We start from the raw sequence: 20,313 nt of genomic DNA on the forward strand, positions 1-20,313 counted from the left end.
GGAGGAGAGTATGGAGCGGGAGTTGTTGTTAGTTGGGGAGCGGCTGGCGGAATTTTTGGAGGCCGGGAATCCGGAAGATTCGGACGTGGTGAATCAAGGGCTTCAGTTATACCGTCAGGGGCTTGTTGATATTAAAGAAGAAGCGGCAGATACGATTACGGCTGAAGTACAGGATGAAACGCGCTTTAAGGCCAGGCTGAACCTACTCTTCCCTCAGGATGGAAGCTGTACATGTGATTCAAGGTTCATTTGCCGGCATCAAATGGCCGTTTTCTTTTCTTCGTATTCAGAACATGCTAGTGTTTCCGACTGGCTGAGCGAATGGAAAGCACCAAAAAATACCTCAACCGCCCAAGCACTGCAGCAAGTAAAACGGGCGAGTGATTTACTTAAACAGGATGGGGAGAAATCCATCACCTTAGATAAAAGCTATCCATCATGGAAGCAATTCGTGAATGTTACCTTTGAGGAACATGTCGAGCCTCATATAGGCGAGCCTACTTATATGATTGAAAACCATATACAAACTTACTTTAAACGCCTTAGCTCTAAAGCTCCAATGGAACGGGAATGGAAACTGCTTTACCATTTCGTTACACAATTTTGCTCGATGCAGCTGACACTGAGAATGATTCAGTTACATAAAAGTCAGACGCAAATGATCCGGGTCTTTTATGCACTTGCTGTCGACCTAGCAGAAGAGCTTCATGAAACGGTGCAGCCGCTTAGCCGGCAAGCTAGGCCATTCGCCTTTGATCCCTTCGTTTTCAGCATCAAGGAGGATGTAGCTAAGCTGCTCGATGGAGGAGATGGTCTGGAATATGAAAAGATCGACCTCTACCGGGAGATTTGGAGCTACTTATTCTCCAACTCCTCATGGCGTAAAGAGGAACTGGAACGAATCAAGAAAGAACTTCCTGAGAAATACATGGGCACGACTGAGAGGACGTCCTATTCCCTCGCAGCCATTCACCTATCCCTTCTGGATAATCATGATAAGCAAGCGATTGGACTACTCCATGAATTGAAGAAGGAAGCCTGTCCATACATTTTTTATTGGCTGAATCTCCTGTCTGAATCAGACAACCGGTCACGTGCCATCCCTTTCATTGAATTCATCAACGCTAATGTCCAGGAGTTTCTTGCGGATTTATCCGATTATTATCAGCGGGTAGATTTCGTACGGACCTTTACGACTTTAATTAACAGTTGCTGTTATAAGCTAAAACGAACCGATTTGCTTGAGAAATTTTACAGAGCCACACTTCCGCACAGCTATTGGAATTATGCAAATTTCCTTTTTGAACAAGGACAATATAAAAAATGGGTGGAGATGCATATTTACTCAGAAATCAGCATTGACTTAATCAGCAGTGAATCCATCAAAGAAGTGGTCTCAAAAGAACCGGAACTAATCTTGCCCCTATATTATCATGCGGTTCAGGAAAAAGTTTCCTTAAAAAACCGACCTGCATATAAGCAAGCTGTCCGTTATTTGAAAAGGATGCGCACCATCTACAAAAAGAGCAAAAAGGAAGACGTATTCGAACGCTATATACTTTATGTAGCTGATTCAACCAAACGGCTTCGCGCTTTCCAAGAAGAACTAAAAAGGGGTAAGCTTATCGATGTTTAATCCAGGGAAATTAAAAATCAAAATAGCGGCTCTCGAAAACGGATCCTACGCCCTTGGTGTAGTCAATGAAGAGAATACCTTCCTCAATACCAATTATATACGCAGGCTGTTATTCAATTGGGATGACGCAAGCTTTTATGGTACTAAAATGACCACGGATCTAGTTGATGGAAATCCTGTATTCATTCTTGACGCTTGGGGACTTCTCAACTTTTTTGCAAGGGAAAGCTTTAATTCCTTCATAGAATGGGAATGGTCCGAGATATCCTCCCTTTGCCTGTCGGCAGCGCCTGTGCTTCATGAATCCATTGAAGCCGGAATCCCCGTACCGGATTTCACTAATCTTCAGTTGGACTCCATCGGCTGGAAGCTGCCGGAAGAGGTGGAGGAGGAATTCGTCCCTTCGTTTTGGGAAGAAGAAATATCTTTGGACCTCCCTTCACCTGAACTGGAAACCAATCGTACATTTATCGAAAAGTGGTATAACGGTGCCGCTAATATGTATTTAAAAAACTATTCACCCATGCAGCATAAATGGAGTGAAGCCGTCGGGGCATTAAAGGATTCACGGCTTTCTCCCGAAGAATTGCAATCCTTTTTTGACAAAGACAGCTGGCAGGAATGGCTCGGGACCCAACCCGATCCCAAACCATTCACTATAGGCCTCCGTTTAACTGAGCCTCCTGATGGTAATGGGCCTTGGATACTCGATGTCACCCTTCGTTCCAAAAAGGATGAGAATATCATCGAAACATATACAGGAAAGAAACTGCCGCGCGGCTGGAATAAGTATGCAAGTGATGTGGTGCGTGCTACGAAACGCTGGCAACTCGTCGTGCCATGGCTTGGAGAGAATGGACGTCTAAAAAGGGAGATTCCGGAAACGGATGCATGGGAGTTCTTGACCGACGCAAGCGAAAAACTCCTGTTTCTTGGCGTCGAAATTCTCCTTCCATCCTGGTGGCTTGCCTTGAAGGAGTCCTCTTTGAAGGTTAAGGCGAAAGTAAAGAGCCAATCAAATCGCGGCCCTTCTTATGTCGGGTTAAAGGCTTTAATGGACTTTGATTGGCGTTTCTCATTAAATGGCAAAGAGCTCACTGAGGCGGAGTTCGAGGAGCTCGTCAATGAAAAAAGGCGGCTTGTGTTCATCCGTGGCCAATGGGTCAAGCTTGATCCCGCTTTCATTAAACAAATTCAGGAGCTGATGGAAACGGCTAATGAAAAAGGAATCCAGCTGACTGATTTGCTGCAGCAGGAATTGTTGAATGGCGTAAATGAAGATAGCGATGACGATTCTGAAAACGACGAAATGCTCCGGATTCAATTTGAATTGAACCAGGAGCTTCGTAAAATGGTGGGAAGACTCAGGGAAACAAAAAACATATCCGTTTTGCCCGTCCCCAATACACTTCAAGGCGATTTACGACCTTATCAAAAACTGGGCATGAGCTGGCTCCTTTTTTTAAGGGAGCATGGTTTTGGTGCTTGTCTAGCCGACGATATGGGGCTTGGGAAGACTGTCCAGATGATTGCCTACCTCCTTCATGTGAAAGACAAAGAAGGAGCAAGTAAAGAGCTGCCCACTACTCCCTTGGACGAACAAAAGAGTGAAACGATCATCGTCGAAGAGGAAAGTAACGAAGAGAGCAGCGATGAGGCTGAGGTCAATACCTCTCCACCCGAAACCGTCTCTGTACAATCGGCGCTCATCGTTTGCCCAACATCAGTATTAGGCAACTGGCAAAAGGAATTGGAAAAATTCGCACCAACACTTAAAGTTCACCTTCACTACGGTTCAAATCGGGCTAAAGGTGAAGCATTTACTAAACTGGCAGCGGACCATGATATTGTCTTAACATCATACGGCCTGACCCACCAAGATGTAGCTGAACTGTCCTCCATCCATTGGAGCAGCGTAATCCTTGATGAGGCACAAAACATCAAGAATGCCCAAACAAAGCAATCCAAAGCGGTCCGCAAGCTAAATGGCAGGCATCATATTGCGTTATCGGGTACGCCAATGGAAAACCGTTTAAGTGAGCTATGGGCGATTTTCGACTTCATCAATAAAGGTTATCTTGGAACGCTAGGTCAGTTTCAGGAAAAATATGTGGCGACCATCGAACGTGATGAACAGAAGGATAAAGTCAAAGAATTACAGCGTTTGATACAGCCATTTTTACTCCGCCGTACAAAACGCGATAAAGAAGTCGCACTTAATCTCCCGGATAAGCAAGAACAAAAAGAATTCGTACCGCTTACCACAGAGCAAGCGTCGTTATATGAACAATTGATCAAAGATACATTCACCGATATCGAACAACTGTCGGCCTTTGAAAGAAAAGGCATCATCCTGCAGATGCTGAATAAGCTAAAGCAACTCTGCAATCACCCAGCTCTTTACTTAAAAGAGATGGACAAGGAAAACATCATGAAGGCGCCTAACCGATCAGGCAAACTCGAGAAGCTGACTGAGCTTGTCGATGCTGTCCGCGAACAGGATGAAAGCTGTCTCATTTTTACACAATATATCGGGATGGGCAATATGATGAAAGAATTGTTGGAAAAACGGTATGGCTTTGAAGTGCCATTCCTGAACGGGAGTGCGAACAAGAAACAGCGTGATGAAATGATCACTCGATTCCAAGATGGGGAGTTCCCAATCTTTATTCTCTCGCTGAAAGCAGGTGGCACCGGGCTCAATTTAACAGAAGCAAACCACGTGATTCACTATGATCGCTGGTGGAACCCAGCTGTTGAAAATCAAGCCACCGACCGTGCATACCGAATTGGGCAACAGCGTTTCGTTCACGTTCATAAGCTAATATGCACAGGGACACTGGAAGAAAAAATCGACCAGATGCTTGATAAAAAGCAAGCCCTGAACGACGAAATCATCAGCAGTGACAACTGGATCACCGAACTTTCCACAGAGGAAATCAAGGACTTGGTTGCTCTTCAATAATGTTCTCACACTCAAACACCCGCTCTCTCGATATGAAGATGAATGAATGCGGGGTGTTGCTTATCAAGACATAAAAGGAGAATACATATAATATGTATTCTCCTTTATTTTTTTAAAAAGTGCCCATTAAGTGGTTAATGCTGCACAATATCATTTTTTCAAAAAAACGATTTCACCATATAGAGAGCCGTAATCCAGATGATGATTGCAGAGATTTTATTTAATATTCCAAGGAATTTGCCTGATGTATCAACCTTTTTCAGCAATCTTCCCGCAAGACATAATCCATGGAACCAGCACCATGACACAACGATGCATGTTCCCGTGAAAATCATTTTATCAGTTCCGGAGTAAACAAGTGAGCTAGAACCGATTACACCTATCGTATCTAAGATCGCATGTGGATTGAGTAATGATACCGATAAAGCAAATACAATTTGTTTTTTAACGGACATCTGCATAGTTTGAGCATCTGACTGTGTATTTGCTTTGGCAGACCAAATCTGAAAACCCATATACAATAGGAATATAACTCCGATTATGATTAACGTAAGACGCAACCAATCATATTGCATGACAATCAACGATACACCTAAAATGGCTAACAGAATGAGTACGGTATCACAAATGGCAGCTGTGATCGTTGCAGGCAATGCTTTTTTTAACGTAGGTTGGATTGCTCCCTGATTAAAAATAAATACATTTTGGACTCCTAATGGCAGTATCAGTCCTAATGCCAATAACAATCCATGAAAAAATGGTCCCATACGAATACCTCCCTCCCCCACATTCAGTATAATGAAAAAAACAAAGGAAATGACCATCCAATTGGTTGGTTTTCAACCCAACCAATTTATAATGAATATAGACCTGAAAGGAGTGATTTTTCGTATGATCATCGAATGGAGACCTAACCGGACATCCAACATATCACTTCACCGACAAATAGTGGATTGGATGAAACAACAAATAACAAGGGGGGAATGGCCCGTTGCGACCAAGCTTCCAGCACAACGCTCATTGGCCGATTCCTTTGGCGTTAACCGAAGTACCATCATTACAGCTATAGATGAGTTGATTGCAGATGGACTATTGGAAACCAAGGTAGGGTCCGGCACATTCGTTTCGAATAACACATGGAATGTGCTCGTCTCCAGCAAACAGCCCGACTGGAGAAACTATGTCCGAAATGGCCTTCATGAACCTAATTTAAAAACGATTCAGGACATTAATCAGTATGAAACAGACACCACCATCATCAGATTAGGCACGGGCGAACTTTCACCGTCTCTCCTGCCGACAAAAAAAATCGAAAAGACGCTGCATTCCACTTCTTTCGATGCCCACTCATTGGGTTATTCTGAACCCAAGGGCGATAAAAGGCTCCGCCAATGTATAAGTGTTTATTTAGAAACAAAAGGGGTCAAGGCAAGCCCCAGCTCCCTCATGATCGTTTCTGGCGGGCTTCAAGCACTCCAATTGATTTCAGTCGGTTTACTTCAAAAGGGATCAATGATTTTACATGAATCCCCTTCCTATTTAAATTCTGTTCATCCTTTTCAATCTGCGGGCATGAACTTAGTAGGTATATCAAACCAAGGCCGGGAAAGTATTCCCACACAAATAAAGCGCATCATTGAAAAGAAGAAAGCGTCACTGTTTTATACTGTTCCAACGTTCAACAATCCAACAAATACTACATGGACAAAAGAAGAAAGACAAAACCTCCTATCCATATGCAAAAAAGAACAGATTCCGATTATTGAAGATGACGTATATAGTGACTTATGGTTTGATAAGGAACCACCGCTACCTATAAAATCACTTGATGCAGATGGCCTTGTATTGCACATTGGCAGTATGTCCAAAACGTTAAGCCCCGGATTGCGCATCGGATGGATTGCTGGTCCAATAACTGTGATTGAACGTTTAGCAGATATTAAAATGCAAATGGATTACGGTTCCAGTGCACTTTCCCAATACCTTGTGGCAGAATGGTTGGCAAGTGGTCAATATTCAAAGCATTTAGAGTGGCTAAGGCATGAGTTGATAGTACGTAGAGATTTTACATTATCTCTTCTCAATCAATATTTTAAGGGACTGGCAGAATGGAAAATACCTCAAGGCGGATTTTATATATGGTTAAAATTATGTAAACCCATCGTGAATCCAAATCTTTTCAAACAAGCGATAAAGGAGAACATACTCCTTAATCCGGGGTACATATATGAACCAAATGACACGACACATCTACGGCTTTCATATTCATACGCCTCGGAGGACCAATTAGCTTATGGCATTCAAACCCTTTCAAAAATCATTCGGCAGTTAGTTTGAATTCTTGATTGATCAAAAGCGCCTCATCGTATTGAGACATTAATGGAGCTGCTCGTGGCAGCCCCCATTCATATTGAACTGAACAATTTACATGTACCGGGTAACGAACCTTGTCGAATTACGTTCCACTTTTAACGAAAGTGACCAGCTTTAATGTCCTGCCTAAGAAAGGTAAAGAAAGTCACGGAGTGCCTGATTTCCTTTTTACGTTCCATTCTTTCAGTTGGATGATGAAAAAAGAATGGTGATTTCCATGATTGATCATGATATGATCGAGGATTTCGGTAAGCGCCTCCCCCTTATTCTGATGATATTGATCTGAACTTTCCTCAATGGTGATTTTTTCTTGTTGGGGGTCATAATTTATTGATGTTTTAGCACCCTTTTCAAAAAAAGAAAGGGCTACCTCCTCAAATAGCGGAAAATCCTGATAGGGTGAATCTGAGCGGGGCTCTTTTTCAAATGGAGAATTGACGTGCTGAAGTGCATCAAAGAAACTCGGTTTTGTAAGTGATGAGTCGCTTCCTTTTCTTTCAAATTTCACTGTAATTCCACGATTATATACCTTTTTGCTCGAATACTTCTTACGATACATAGATATCCTCCTTTTTTATCAGTTCTTTATACCTAATTCCTTCACCTTTCACTATTTACCTGCTAGATAATGAAAATACTTCCTCACTAATAGATTTCCATATTAGTACGGTGAAAACGCAGCAAACTACTCCAAAATCATCACGAAAGACTTCATACTCCAAATTCATTTACGCAAAAACAGCCCTCTTGGATAAGAGGGCTCATACTGTAAACAAACTCGATAATAATTGATTTTACCAACAGTTTTTTTGAGGGTTTGTACACAATTCGAACGTTGATTTCCACTCCAGGCACTCGCTTTCCGCGGGCTGTCCGGGAGCCTCCTCGGCGCTCTTTGCGCCTGTGGGGTCTCCCTTGGACACGCTTTTCCCGCAGGAGTCTCGTACCTTCCGTTCCAATCAACTGGAATGTTTTTTTAAAGAATACTGTAGGTAAACTCGCTTTTCTTCGTCAAAAGGAGGTTCGGATTGGACTACCCCGAACCATGATTAGAAAGGAAAACTTGGTAATCCTTCATGTTTTTTTACTTTTTTATGGAATGAAACCCTCATTAGATTGAAGAAATTTGCGACACTCCTGCCGAATAACTGGCTAGACGAGACCCCACAGACGCTTGCTTTGATGCGGCTTGGCAGACAGTCGGCGGAAAGGGAGCGGACTTCTGAAATAAGCTGGAACGTTTTTCAATGAAAAAAACTGTAGGCAAACTCGCTTTCTGCGAATTTGTCTACAGTCTGAACCCATGGGTAAGAGGGCTGCCTTTCGTTATTTTTTTGCTTTATTGATGTTAAAGGATTTCTTCGATTCATTTCCTGCAAGATCGGTCACCTTAAATTCAAACTTGTTGTTGCCTGATTTAAGCGGCAGTTCCAGATCCTCTATCTTCTTCTTATAGGCACGCATTTTATATGGTTCCTTGAATTCATTATAGAATACTTCGCTTCCGTTCAGGTAAAGGCGGATTTCATCGAAATTATCTTCTACCGTCACATCCACTTTTGGATTTTTCCCTTTGAATCCTACAGTTGCCGGTACGCCTTTAACTTTTATACCTGGTTTTGTTGTATCGACCATAATCGTCCGTTTAAAGGAAACCGTGTTATCCCATTTGTCTGTCGCTTTAACCGTAAAGCTTTGGACGCCGTCCTCGAATTTCTTTTCATATGAGAATTCATATTTATTATTCGTTTTGTTATACGTTACAGGGATCGTTTTATTATCTATTTTAAATTCCTTTATTTCCGACGCTTCTTCAATATCTCCTGTTATTTTGATTTTCTTTTTATTATTCACGCTTAATGCTTCAGGACTTTTTATCTTTACAGCTGGTGCATGATTATCGATTGGAGCTGAATCACTGGCTAATTCAGTTTCAGCTGTTTTTTCATTACCTGCAAAGTCAATTGCCACTACTTGAACCTTTTCCCCTTTTACATCAGGTAGGGTGAATTGTTTCGAATTCGCCGGGAGCGGCTCCTCCATGATGGATGCTCCATCGACTTGCACATCGTAATAAGCAAGTCCTGAACCATTCAAATTATCCTTACCTTGGATGGTTAATACATTGCCTTTTTTCGAAATCTTGACTGTCGGCTTTACCGTATCGATTTTGATAGGCATTTTAAAAGTCTGCCATTTTGCACCCTCGTAATCTATCATCGCTTTGATTTCAAAATGATAGACCCCATCCTTAGCAAGTGCATTATTGATTTTACCGTCCCATTTACGGGCTGGATCAAGTGAGTATGCGGTCCCTTCCCCACCATCATAATAGTCCTTACGCACATTATTCTCTGTGCGAAGTTTCCGGACTGATTTGTTTTCACCATTCAATATATTATATTCTACCTTTTTCGCATTCCTTAAGAATGATAGGACAGGCACGAAGTCATCCTGCGCTCCATCGCCATTTGGGGAAATCGCAATATTTTTGCCATTAAATGTTTTCCCCGCAGGGTCGTAGCCAAGATAAGTGAAATCTTCACCTGCTGTCGATACTCCACCTGCCATGCCATAGAAAGACTCTTTATCATATTTAGTGCCATCAAGGATTGGGGCCTTGTCCCACTCCCCTTTAAACCCTACATAGGGTACATGCAGTTCCGGATTAGTGTCAGCTGGATCCTTCAATGAAATGAAGCCTTCAACAAAATATCCGTTTGGAAAGACCTTGTCAACGTCTACAAGAGTCTGAAGGTCATCGCCAAGTACCTTTGCATCGGTTATGTCCACCTTCACTTCGAATGTAACCGATTTTTTTGCAGGTACGGTAATCTTATTTGTATCTTTATTATTGATTTTAATCGAAGCGTCCTTAATTTCCTGTGCCTCTAACTGGTGCGCGGAATAACCCAGTTGTCCCTGGATTGCATAGTCTGTTTGGATATTTCCTTTTACATCATACTTGACTGCTTTGTTGCTGAAGTTTTCAACCTTTAAAGTAAAGGCGAACTTATTGCCGATCTCCTTCATTGCAACCTTCGCTTCTTTCGTGAACGCCTCCGTCACGACAGCAGGTGTGGACAATGCGGATTGCAGCTGCATGACTCCAGCTCCCTGCCTGCGAGGTGAGTATGGATTCTCCCATTCAAGGGCGTTATTGACGACCCCCTGATCCATTAATGGCTTTGAAGTATTCATCATCAGGTTCTTAGCCAAATTGGCCCGGGCAGATCCATCTAATTTAAAGTCTTTATCCACTCTTTCAAGAACCAGTGCAGAGCCTCCGGATACATGTGGCGCGGCCATCGAAGTACCGCTCATCATTCCATATTCATCGTTGTTCAACGTCGAATAAATTTGTCCGCCTGGAGCAGTGATTTCCGGTTTGAAATCCAGGTTCGGTGCGACTCCCCATGAACTGAATGCGCTCATTTTTCCTGCTTCTGGATTTACAGCTTTTGTTTTATCACCATTAAAGGTAATCTTCACCTTTTCTCCATCAGTTAAGGCCGCTTTCAGCTTTGCACCATCCGATTTCAACATAAACAGCTGAGGAATCGTGATATTTTGATCTGTAGCCATGGAGATATATCCATCAGCATTATTGTAAATAATGACTCCTGCCGCTCCTGCTGCCTGGGCATTTTGCGTCTTTTCAATAAAAGAAAGCGTGCCGCGCTCGATGAGGGCGAACTTGCCCTTTACATCCACTTTGGAAAGCTCCTCTGGCGTCCCAAGACCTGCGGCAACCAAGTCATGCGTTTTATCTTTTAAAGCATTGGGATGTACGCTCGAAGCCGACATGAACGGCGCTTTTCCTACTTGCCCATTTATATCATAAGTCGCCGCATCCAAATCCATATAGTTATTCTCGACCGAGGCCACTTGTACCGAGTCATAAGCAAGTCCAGGTGAACCTGAAACGCCAATATCCGGGTTCGAGGCTGATGGGTTTGCAAATCCATTTCCAAAGTGAGCCGAATTTCCTGCTGAAATCGACATGAGGATCCCATTATCAACAGCTCTGGATACTGCCTGTTGCTCCGGATCTTCTGCTGATACAAAACCTGCAGTTGAGCCAAGGCTCATATTCAGCACATCCGCCCCAAGGATGATTGCATCATCAATTGCCTTAATATATATATCTCCCCATGTTGTCTGCATGGCGGGATCATTCCCGAAGACCTTTAAAGCAAGCAGCTGGGCTTCAGGAGCGACCCCTTTAATGCCGCCATTCGCTTCATCTCCATTGGCACCAGCCGTCCCTGCTACATGCATTCCATGCATGGAGGCCCCTTCACCAAGGTCAAGGATTTCTTCATTTTCATCCATGTAATTATATCCATAAGGTACCTTCGCCGTATAATAGTTGCCTAATAGATGGCTAGATTCCTTCATTCCGCTAATTTCACTTTCAGTCAGTTCTGCCTTATTCTCGTCGTTCAGGACCATATCACGGTGAGATGGGTCGATTCCAGTATCGATAATCCCGACGACCATCCCTTCCCCTTTATATCCATATTCCCTCCAAGCTTCCTGGGCTTGGACAAGTTCTTTACTATAAAGCATCTCAGGTTTTTCTACAGGGCGTTCATATTCATTCGCTATATGTACTTCAGCAACTTCAGGCATGGCTTCCACCTTTTTGATTTCACCATACTGAAGTTCACCACTGAACCCATTGACGACTGTGGTAAAACTTTCAAGTTCCTTGAAAGCTATTTTCTTCTCTTTCACCTTATTTTTCAATTTCTTCTGAACAGCTAATTTTTCGGACTTTAATTGTTGTTTCTTATTTTTCGATAGCTGTTTAAAAAGTTTCCCTTCTTTCGAAGCCGTTTCTATTGCCGGGGCTTCCTTCATCTCTACGATGACCCTGACCTTCTCGTTGCTTTTGTATTTCTTCCCCAAATCATTTTTCTTCAGCTTTATAATGCTTTCCTGATTCTTCTCACCTGCACTGCCCGAACCGGTCGGGGGATCTGGGAGCTTGGCTGCGGAAACGCTTGCAGTAAATACTAATAGAAAGATTGCTAGAATGGACAAGCTACGTTTAAACAATGAACTTTCCTCCTCTAAAATAATGTATTTTTGGAATATTCTTACTTAGTATAAAAATATCACAACTTTTGGGGTGAATTTAAGAGATAATAGTCACTATTTTCCTATTTCAAACTAGGATATTGTCATTATTTTTCATATTTTAATAGATTTACAAGATAGACGACAAAAAGATGGTGATGTTAAAACTAACATCACCTTTTACTTCTAGTTTTTCATTCTTGGATCCAGAGCATCACGCAGGCCATCGCCCATTAGGTTAAAGCCGAGTACCGTAAGCATGATCGCAAGCCCAGGAAAAAGAACCGTCCATGGTGCTTGAATGATGAATGCTCTGGAATCAGCAAGCATTTTTCCCCACTCTGGTGCTGGCGGCTGTGCACCGAGACCGAGAAAGCCAAGTGCTGCACACTCAATTATGGCAGTAGCAATCGCCAAGGTACCCTGGACGATAATCGGTGCAAGGCTATTCGGAAGGACGTGATGAAGGAGAATGCGGCCATCTCCCATTCCAATGGCCTTCGCGGCCGTTACATATTCCTCTTCTTTCACGCTTAAGACCCGTGAACGTAGAAGCCGGCCAAATATCGGGACATTGACGATGGCAATGGCAATAAGTGCATTGCGAAGGGAAGGTCCCAAAACGGCCACGACAGCAATGGCCAGCAAGATACTTGGAAAGGCCAGAATGATGTCAAAGACCCTCGATATGATCGTATCTATCCACCTACCGTAATAACCGGCAATGATTCCTAAAAAAGATCCAACCACGACAGACCCGGCTACAGATAAGAAGCCGATCCCTATTGATATGCGCGAGCCATAAATGACCCTGCTCAAAATATCACGGCCAAATTCATCCGTTCCAAACCAATGTTCCGCAGATGGTGCCAAATGTTTATCACTTAGCTTTTGTCCCTCAAATGAATAGGGTGCTATTAGCGGTGCGAAGACGGCTATTAAGATGAAAAATAAAACAATCCCCAGACCAACAAGGGCTACTTTATTTTTCTTAAAGCTTTTCCATCCTTCCTTCCAGGGAGAGATGACTTTTTCCTCTGCCTCTTTGGGAGGAAGGATTGGCGATGTATTCGTTGCTATTTCAGGCATGAGTTTCCCTCCCTATTTATACTTAATCCTAGGATCGATCGCTGCATACAACAAGTCCACAACTAGATTAATCATGACGAACAGAAAGGCGATGACGAGAATTCCGGACTGTATGACCGGATAGTCCCGAGATAGTATTGCATCATAAATATATGTACCGATACCCGGCCACCCAAAAATGTTTTCCGTTAATATGGCGCCGCCTAATAGTAATCCTGTCTGAAGGCCGATAACTGTAACCACTGGAATTAAGGCATTCTTAAAGGAATGCTTGTAAACAACCCAAAACATTCTCATTCCCTTGGCACGAGCCGTACGAATGAAATCCGATCTCATAACTTCCAGCATGGACGACCGTGTCATCCTTGCAATAATGGCCATTGGAATGGTCGCAAGCGCAATTCCCGGCAAAATGAGATGTTTGATCACTTCGAAAAACTGATCCACTCTGCCAGCAATGAGTGTATCTATCAAATACAGACCGGTTATGGCCTCAACAGGATCCCTGATATTGTCCCGCCCTGTCGTCGGTAGTAAATCCCATTGTATTGAAATGATGTATTGCTCCATTAATCCCAGCCAGAATATAGGCATGGACAAACCAATCAACGCAATAACCATTGCTACATAATCAAACCATGAGTTTTGGAACCAAGCTGATATTATCCCTGCATTCACACCTATGACTACTGCAATGATCATGGCGATCAATGCCAGTTCTATCGTGGCCATGAGGTATGGCCCAATTTCTTCAGAAACCGGACTATTCGTTTTTAACGATACACCCAGGTCACCCTTTAACAGGCCTGATAAGTAATCCCAAAATTGAATGAACCAAGGTTTATCCAAACCAAGTTCCTTTGTCATTGCAGCGACTGCCTCTTCTGTTGCTTGCTGCCCTAGAATCACCTGTGCTGGATTTCCAGGAATCGCCCGAATCATCATGAATACAATAAATGCCATTCCGAGTAACACTGGAATGAGAGATCCTAAACGTCGTACGGTATAGGAAAACAAAACAATCACCCGCCTTTTAAATAAGGGTCCTTCGAAGCGCCCTCGATCATTTTGAAATGCATTCCATAACAAAACCGGGAAGCATGCAAGATTCCATACTACCCGGTTCGTACGGTTAATTTTCTAGAGAAACATTCACAAGGGATTGAGAACCAGTTGGATGTGGAACAAACCCTTTGACTGTCTTAGATCCGGCTAGCTGCGGTAAAGAGTGGACAAGTGGAACCCATGGAGCTTCATCATGGATGATTTCCTGAGCTTTTCCATATAACTCATTACGCTTGGCTTCATCTGCCGTGGACTGGGCTTCAATCAGTAGCTCATGAACTTCATCGTTTGCATAACGGGCATAGTTGTTGGAGCCGATATTATCTTTATCCAATAATGTATAAAGGAAGTTATCCGCATCTCCATTATCTCCTGTCCAGCCCATCATGAAGGATTGAGCTTCACCAGCCTGCACTTTCTCTAAATATGCAGCCCATTCGTACGAAACGATATTAGCTTCGATGCCGACTTGTTTTAGGCTTGCTTGAATGGCTTCAGCCACTTTTTGACCATCTGGCATATATGGGCGCGGTACCGGCATTGCCCAAAGGTCCATTTTAAACCCGTCTTCAAGTCCAGCTTGTTTAAGCAGTTCTTTCGCTTTTTCTACATCGTAATCATAGTCTTCGACTTTGTCATTGTAGCCAGAAACGGATGGCGGCATAGGATTCTTGGCAGGCTCTGCAGTGCCTTCATAAAAATTATCAATGATTTCCTTTTTGTTGATCAAATGTGAGATTGCTTGACGTACTTCTTTCTTGTCGAATGGTGCTTTCTCAACATTGAAAGCAAAGTACCCGACGTTCATGGATGCACGTTCGAATATTTGCAGTTTGTCATCTCCTGTAACCTTACTGATATCACTTGGGTTCAACCCGTCCATCAGGTCGATTTCACCCTTGATTGCAGCATTTAAACGCGCAGAGTTATCTTTAATGACCTTAAACGTGATTCCATCAAGTTTTGGCAGTCCATCTTGCCAATAGTCATCGTTTTTCACCACTTCAATCGTATCGCCAGGTTTCCATGATTTGAATTTGAAAGGACCTGTACCAGATGGATTCTTGGTGAAGCTGTCTCCCTCTTTTTCAAATCCAGTCGGACTGGCTATTGCAAATGTAGGCATGGCAAGGTTTTTCAGGAATGGAGCCTGCGGACGGTTCAAAGTGAATTCCACCGTGCTTTCATCGATAGCTTTTACTTCTTTGATCACATGGCCCTCATCACCTTCAAATCCTCCGAACATGGAAGCATAGTAAGCAAATTTACCTTCATCCTTACTTTGCGCCCAGCGTTGAAAGTTTTTTACGACCGCATCTGCATTGAAATCAGTACCATCATGGAACTTGATGCCGGTTTTCAATTTGAATGTGTATGTTTTTGCGTCATCGGACACTTCCCATGATTCTGCAAGACCCTGATTAATTTCCGTATCATCTTCCCCATATTTCACAAGCGTTTCAAAAATCTGTTGTGTGACGATGAATGATTCTCCATCGGTTACGATAGCTGGGTCAAGACCGACCGCATCTCCGCCTTTACCGTAAATCAATACGCCGCCTTTTGCATCACTCGATCCCCCTTTACCATCATCTTTCTCTTTTGATGTAGACGAGGAGCATCCCGCAAGCGCTAGTGAAAGAGCCAGGATACCAGTCAACAATAAAGCTAATGTTTTCTTCATATTCTTCCCCCTTATTATTGCGAATTTATGTATACGTCGTGTCAATTGTATAAATGACAAGCAACGTAGTGACCAGGTTTATGTTCATGCAGGATTGGCTTTTCCGTTTTGCACTCTACCATGGCTTTCGGACACCTCGTATGGAATGGACAGCCGCCAGGCGGGTTTGATGGGCTTGGAACATCTCCCTGCAGGATTACCCTATCCCCCTTGTATTCCACATCCGGGATCGGTACGGCCGATAATAAAGCCTGGGTATATGGGTGAAGTGGATCTTCATAAAGTCCCTCACTTTCCGTCAATTCAACTATATGTCCAAGATACATCACACCGACACGGTCGGAGATATGCCTTACCACTCCAAGATCATGGGCAATGAATAAGTAGGTCAAATCAAAATCTTCCTGCAAATCCTGCAGGAGATTCAAGACCTGGGCCTGAATCGAAACATCCAGTGCAGATACGGGCTCATCGGCGATGATCAGCTTGGGGTTAACGGCAAGTGCCCTCGCAATGCCAATACGCTGCCGCTGGCCACCACTGAATTGATGCGGATACCTTTTAGCATGGTAACTGCTTAAGCCAACAACCTTAAGGAGTTCCTGTACACGGGCCTTTCGCGTCTTTTTATCTTTAACCCCATGGACGATGAGCGGCTCTTCCAATATTTTTTCAATAGTATGCCTGGGATTGAGGGAAGCGAATGGGTCCTGGAAGACCATCTGCATTTCACGGCGCATCTTTCTCATTTCACGGGAAGATAAAGCCGTCAGGTCTTTTCCTTCGAAATAAACGTTCCCCTCACTCGGCTCAAGCAATCGAAGCAATAATCTTCCCGTTGTCGACTTTCCGCAACCGCTTTCTCCGACAAGGCCTAAAGTTTCCCCTTTATAAATGGAAAAAGACAAACCATCCACTGCCTTGACCTCTCCAATGGTCTTTCCTAGAACCCCTCCTTTAATTGGAAAATGTTTCTTTAGGTTTTCTACCTTAACCAATGTTTGATTCATGCAGGGCAGCTCCTTTCCCATCTTCATACAGCCAGCAACGAACATGCTGGCCCTCATCAAATTTCATAAGAGACGGTGTCTCATTCAAACATCGCTCCATGGCATGGGAGCACCGAGGGGCAAACTGGCAACCGAGGCTGCTTGTCCCAGGTTTTGGAACATTACCCGGTATCGAGTAAAGTCGCTCTTTCTTTATCCGCATATCCGGAATCGACTGAAGTAATCCGACCGTATAAGGATGCTTAGGATTTTGGAAAATCGTTTGCACATTTCCTTCCTCTATTACCTTGCCGGCATACATGACAATGACACGTTCACACATTTGCGCCACAACGCCAAGATCATGGGTAATCATCATGATTGCTGTATCTGTTTCTTTATTTAAATTCTTCATTAACTCTAGGATTTGTGCCTGGATCGTCACATCCAAAGCCGTTGTCGGTTCATCGGCTATAAGGAGTTTCGGCTCACAGATCATGGCCATTGCTATCATGACCCTTTGTCTCATTCCACCTGAAAGTTGATGTGGATATTCATCAATCAATTCCTCGGCACGACCAAGCCCAACCAGCTTCAACATTTCTACCGCTCTTTGCCGCGCCTGCTTTTTGTTCCATTTTTTATGTATCCGAAGCGTCTCCACCAACTGCTCGCCAATAGTGAACACAGGATTCAAACTTGTCATCGGTTCCTGGAATATCATCGCTATATCATTCCCGCGAATTTTTCTCATTTTCGCTTCAGAGGCATTTGCGATATTCTCTCCTTTAAAAAGGATTTCTCCCTCCACCTTACCAGCAGGTGAAGAAACCAGACCCATGATGGACAAAGAAGTTACGCTTTTTCCGCATCCTGATTCTCCTACAATACCTAAAACTTCACCAGGATTGACGTGAAAATCGATTGAATTCACGACAGGGATCACCCCATCGTCAGTACGAAAACTGGTTCGCAGCCCACTCACCTTAATAATTGGTTCGTCCATCAAATCACTTCCTATATATAACTTTTTTTCCAATTATATTATTGGGTTTATTATTGCATCAAAATTAAAATATTACAATATATTTTCTAAAAATTCTAATTTGACAGAATAATTTTTTTATTTTGTTTAAATTCACACATTTTGGCATGAAAAAAAGACTGCTTGTTTGCAGTCATTAAAGGAAGGGAATCAGAAAACTTGATTCCATATGAGGGTAAATCGGAGTTTCCAGCGAGGAAAAAGCTATATTAGCCTTTGGGGAATGAAGGGGTGAAAATGAACTCTATATACTACAGTCAAGCTTAACGGAATTTTTCCCGTCATCGAAATATTTTACGCCTTTGTTCAAGTGTTGAAATACGTTGCATTAATTTTTCATTATGTTCATATAAATAATTGTTTTGTTTATCCAATTGAGTAAGTTTCAAATTAATCTGTACTAATACATGATTCATTATTGGAAGTTTTCACATGGGTCTTCCCCACATGATGGATTAAATCACTAATGAGTTCTTCCATCCGCTTTTTCTTTTGTATGGTCTTATAAAGCTTGCCTGCTCCTGCCCAGGCAAGCTTTATATCCTCACACATGATCAACCTCCACATAAGTCTATAAACCAATATGTTCAATCTCCTTGGGCTTAACATCATTTTGTTTAGATCCAATGAATTGAACCCTCTCGGCGACCACTTCAGTTACATATACATATTTACCCTCTTGATTTTCGTATCTCCTTGTTTTTATTCTGCCTGTGATACCGATCAAGGCACCTTTTTTACAATACTGAGCAGTATTTTCAGCCGACTTTTTCCATATGATACACTGTACGAAGTCCGCCTCATAGTCACCAACAGTATTACGGAAGTTCCGGTTGACTGCTAATGTGATATTGGAAACAGCCTTGCCGTCGGGTGTGTATCTTAATTCGGGATCCTTCGTAAGCCTGCCGACGAGGGTAACTTGGTTAATCATTTTTTCACTCCTTCCTCTCTAATATGCTTTTATCATACTCTTTCTTCCATCGATTAAAAAATGAAGGAAATGGGCTTATTACACCCTTTTTCTTCTTAAAAAACGGTTTGAACTGATGCAAAATCATTTTTTGTCGATCAAAATATAATAAAAAACGAAAAGTTAACAAAATTAAATATTTTGCAAATTTTTATTCAATCATTCATAATTTAGACAATTGTTGGGTTTTCATTTCATTAAGGGACTGTTTTTTAGTATGATATAATTACCTTTAAAAGGATTAATCGATATGAACCATTCCGGAAGATTAAAATTTACGTTTAAGAGCGGTAATTACCACTCTTCTGGCAAGAAACGGAGGAATTAGATGAAATCATTTAAATTGATCTCGTTGCAAATTGTTACTGAGAATTTAAACTTGATTGATATTGCATTAACAGATGGACTGATTATAAATAAAGAAAACGACGCTAGATCATGGTTACTTGAGGCCTTTGTAGAAGAAAATCATTTCAAAGAGCTTGAACCCTCACTTCCAAATATAGACGGAGAGGTATATATCCAGGCCGTCATTACCAAAAAGGACAATGAACCGGCCCTGTTTCACACTGCTTTACGCACAATAAGAAAAGTAGGTAACCATTATAGCCTCTTATTTGTTGGTCACATCCAAAAAACGCGGAGCAAATATGCAGAACTCCTTCTAGAAGATTTGGTCCAAAAGGGTCTTGCCGGCGATGAATTAATAAAAGAGTTCAAGCAAAAAATCCGCTCAAAGCCTAAATTGGCAACAAATAAATAAAAATCCTTCCCATAATTCCCATCCCCTAATCGCATGGACATAAAAAAGACTGACTTAGACGAATAAGGATGTAAATCCTCTTCTTAACTAAGCCAGTCTTTCTCATTCTGTGCTAATTACTTATTTTTGTCGTCATTTTTATCATTGTCTTTAATCAAGTCATCGGCATCATTATCAACGTTATTATCAACGTCATTCTCGTCGTTATCAAGCACTCCATCATCGTTATCATTCATGTCGTTATCATCCGTGCCGTTGTTATCATCTGTACCGTTGTTATCATCTTCAATGATGTTGTTATCTTCTTCTGGTGCGGGATTGTTGTTGTTGTCATCATTATCCGTTCCACATCCAGCAAGGAACATAATAGATAATAAAGATCCCCCAATTAGTGCAAAAATTTTCTTCATCATTTTTGGCAACCTCCCTTCTTTCTTTATCATTAGCTATTTTGCCCGAATGTGAAAATAACTTGCGTCCTATTTTAAATTTAAAAAGAAAATCCGCTTATTGGAATTTAATCATTAAAAAATGCCGGACATAAAAATGTCCGGCATTCAAAGGGAGAATAGAAAGTTCTAAAAACCGCTCTTGCTTTAAAAAAGCAATGCAGTGCTATTTATATACACCGCTTCATGCTTCCATA

The 20,313-nt window shown here is 42.3% G+C and carries 15 protein-coding genes; 4 read left to right on the plus strand and 11 right to left on the minus strand.

The genetic code is table 11. The features are described from left to right. Window positions 1-10: 10 nt before the first annotated feature. Both ACDZ29_RS09265 and ACDZ29_RS09270 read left to right on the plus strand, forming a co-directional pair. Window positions 11-1,636: a hypothetical protein gene (locus ACDZ29_RS09265; RefSeq protein ID WP_370016843.1), complete on the plus strand. Its 1,626-nt coding sequence runs from the start codon at window positions 11-13 to the stop codon at window positions 1,634-1,636. Continuing rightward, complete coding sequence (locus ACDZ29_RS09270) at window positions 1,629-4,601, plus strand: DEAD/DEAH box helicase (protein WP_370016844.1); 2,973 nt, start codon at window positions 1,629-1,631, stop codon at window positions 4,599-4,601. Before ACDZ29_RS09265 ends, ACDZ29_RS09270 begins: the two co-directional genes overlap by 8 nt. Before the next feature lie 158 nt (window positions 4,602-4,759). On the opposite strand, the gene ACDZ29_RS09275 is transcribed toward ACDZ29_RS09270, so the two are convergent. Next, a complete protein-coding gene (locus ACDZ29_RS09275) occupies window positions 4,760-5,368 on the minus strand; it encodes a LysE/ArgO family amino acid transporter (RefSeq protein ID WP_289327026.1) in 609 nt (202 codons plus the stop codon). 31 nt (window positions 5,369-5,399) lie between these two features. On the opposite strand from ACDZ29_RS09275, the gene ACDZ29_RS09280 reads away from it, so the two are divergent. Next, window positions 5,400-6,938 (plus strand): PLP-dependent aminotransferase family protein, encoded by a 1,539-nt coding sequence (locus ACDZ29_RS09280; protein WP_375090726.1) that lies wholly within the window; start codon window positions 5,400-5,402, stop codon window positions 6,936-6,938. 181 nt (window positions 6,939-7,119) lie between these two features. Here ACDZ29_RS09280 and ACDZ29_RS09285 read toward each other — a convergent pair whose 3' ends face one another. From ACDZ29_RS09285 to ssb, 9 genes are all read right to left on the minus strand, one after another. Beyond that, window positions 7,120-7,533, minus strand: coding sequence for a hypothetical protein (locus ACDZ29_RS09285; RefSeq protein WP_289327027.1), 414 nt, complete (start codon window positions 7,531-7,533; stop codon window positions 7,120-7,122). Window positions 7,534-8,300: 767 nt separating this feature from the next. Then, window positions 8,301-12,038 (minus strand): S8 family serine peptidase, encoded by a 3,738-nt coding sequence (locus ACDZ29_RS09290; RefSeq protein ID WP_375090727.1) that lies wholly within the window; start codon window positions 12,036-12,038, stop codon window positions 8,301-8,303. Between the two features lie 207 nt (window positions 12,039-12,245). Next, window positions 12,246-13,148: an ABC transporter permease gene (locus ACDZ29_RS09295; protein ID WP_289314337.1), complete on the minus strand. Its 903-nt coding sequence runs from the start codon at window positions 13,146-13,148 to the stop codon at window positions 12,246-12,248. 12 nt (window positions 13,149-13,160) lie between these two features. Next, window positions 13,161-14,165, minus strand: a complete 1,005-nt coding sequence (locus tag ACDZ29_RS09300) for an ABC transporter permease (protein ID WP_289327409.1) — start codon at window positions 14,163-14,165, stop codon at window positions 13,161-13,163. Window positions 14,166-14,280: 115 nt separating this feature from the next. Beyond that, entirely contained in the window at window positions 14,281-15,897 is a 1,617-nt protein-coding gene (locus ACDZ29_RS09305; protein WP_289327029.1) for an ABC transporter substrate-binding protein, read from the minus strand. 41 nt (window positions 15,898-15,938) lie between these two features. Beyond that, window positions 15,939-16,907: an ABC transporter ATP-binding protein gene (locus ACDZ29_RS09310; RefSeq protein WP_289314335.1), complete on the minus strand. Its 969-nt coding sequence runs from the start codon at window positions 16,905-16,907 to the stop codon at window positions 15,939-15,941. Continuing rightward, complete coding sequence (locus ACDZ29_RS09315; protein WP_375090728.1) at window positions 16,888-17,892, minus strand: ABC transporter ATP-binding protein; 1,005 nt, start codon at window positions 17,890-17,892, stop codon at window positions 16,888-16,890. The genes ACDZ29_RS09310 and ACDZ29_RS09315 overlap by 20 nt, the downstream gene beginning before the upstream one ends. 429 nt (window positions 17,893-18,321) lie before the next feature. Continuing rightward, entirely contained in the window at window positions 18,322-18,483 is a 162-nt protein-coding gene (locus tag ACDZ29_RS09320; protein ID WP_375090729.1) for a hypothetical protein, read from the minus strand. 19 nt (window positions 18,484-18,502) lie between these two features. Next, window positions 18,503-18,865 (minus strand): single-stranded DNA-binding protein, encoded by a 363-nt coding sequence (gene ssb / locus ACDZ29_RS09325; RefSeq protein ID WP_370016851.1) that lies wholly within the window; start codon window positions 18,863-18,865, stop codon window positions 18,503-18,505. 367 nt (window positions 18,866-19,232) lie between these two features. Here ssb and ACDZ29_RS09330 point away from each other — a divergent pair, with 367 nt between their 5' ends. Further along, on the plus strand, window positions 19,233-19,667 hold the full coding sequence (locus tag ACDZ29_RS09330; RefSeq protein ID WP_289327033.1) for a YwpF family protein: 435 nt from the start codon (window positions 19,233-19,235) through the stop codon (window positions 19,665-19,667). Window positions 19,668-19,783: 116 nt separating this feature from the next. On the opposite strand, the gene ACDZ29_RS09335 is transcribed toward ACDZ29_RS09330, so the two are convergent. Next, window positions 19,784-20,080 carry a hypothetical protein gene (locus ACDZ29_RS09335; protein WP_370016852.1) on the minus strand — a complete coding sequence of 99 codons (297 nt, stop codon included), beginning with the start codon at window positions 20,078-20,080 and terminating at the stop codon, window positions 19,784-19,786. Window positions 20,081-20,313: the final 233 nt, after the last annotated feature.

The organism is Peribacillus sp. RS7, from assembly GCF_041956845.1.
In the GTDB taxonomy this organism is placed as follows: Bacteria; Bacillota; Bacilli; order Bacillales; family DSM-1321; genus Peribacillus.

Bases quoted from the DNA above. Each gene is read 5' to 3' on its own strand.
- ACDZ29_RS09335 (WP_370016852.1), bottom strand. From the start codon at position 20,080: ATGATGAAGAAAATTTTTGCACTAATTGGGGGATCTTTATTATCTATT.
- ACDZ29_RS09275 (WP_289327026.1), bottom strand. From the start codon at position 5,368: ATGGGACCATTTTTTCATGGATTGTTATTGGCATTAGGACTGATACTG.
- ACDZ29_RS09265 (WP_370016843.1), top strand. From the start codon at position 11: ATGGAGCGGGAGTTGTTGTTAGTTGGGGAGCGGCTGGCGGAATTTTTG.
- ACDZ29_RS09330 (WP_289327033.1), top strand. From the start codon at position 19,233: ATGAAATCATTTAAATTGATCTCGTTGCAAATTGTTACTGAGAATTTA.
- ssb (WP_370016851.1), bottom strand. From the start codon at position 18,865: ATGATTAACCAAGTTACCCTCGTCGGCAGGCTTACGAAGGATCCCGAA.
- ACDZ29_RS09285 (WP_289327027.1), bottom strand. From the start codon at position 7,533: ATGTATCGTAAGAAGTATTCGAGCAAAAAGGTATATAATCGTGGAATT.
- ACDZ29_RS09305 (WP_289327029.1), bottom strand. From the start codon at position 15,897: ATGAAGAAAACATTAGCTTTATTGTTGACTGGTATCCTGGCTCTTTCA.
- ACDZ29_RS09315 (WP_375090728.1), bottom strand. From the start codon at position 17,892: ATGGACGAACCAATTATTAAGGTGAGTGGGCTGCGAACCAGTTTTCGT.
- ACDZ29_RS09270 (WP_370016844.1), top strand. From the start codon at position 1,629: ATGTTTAATCCAGGGAAATTAAAAATCAAAATAGCGGCTCTCGAAAAC.
- ACDZ29_RS09295 (WP_289314337.1), bottom strand. From the start codon at position 13,148: ATGCCTGAAATAGCAACGAATACATCGCCAATCCTTCCTCCCAAAGAG.
- ACDZ29_RS09320 (WP_375090729.1), bottom strand. From the start codon at position 18,483: ATGTGTGAGGATATAAAGCTTGCCTGGGCAGGAGCAGGCAAGCTTTAT.
- ACDZ29_RS09310 (WP_289314335.1), bottom strand. From the start codon at position 16,907: ATGAATCAAACATTGGTTAAGGTAGAAAACCTAAAGAAACATTTTCCA.
- ACDZ29_RS09280 (WP_375090726.1), top strand. From the start codon at position 5,400: ATGAAAAAAACAAAGGAAATGACCATCCAATTGGTTGGTTTTCAACCC.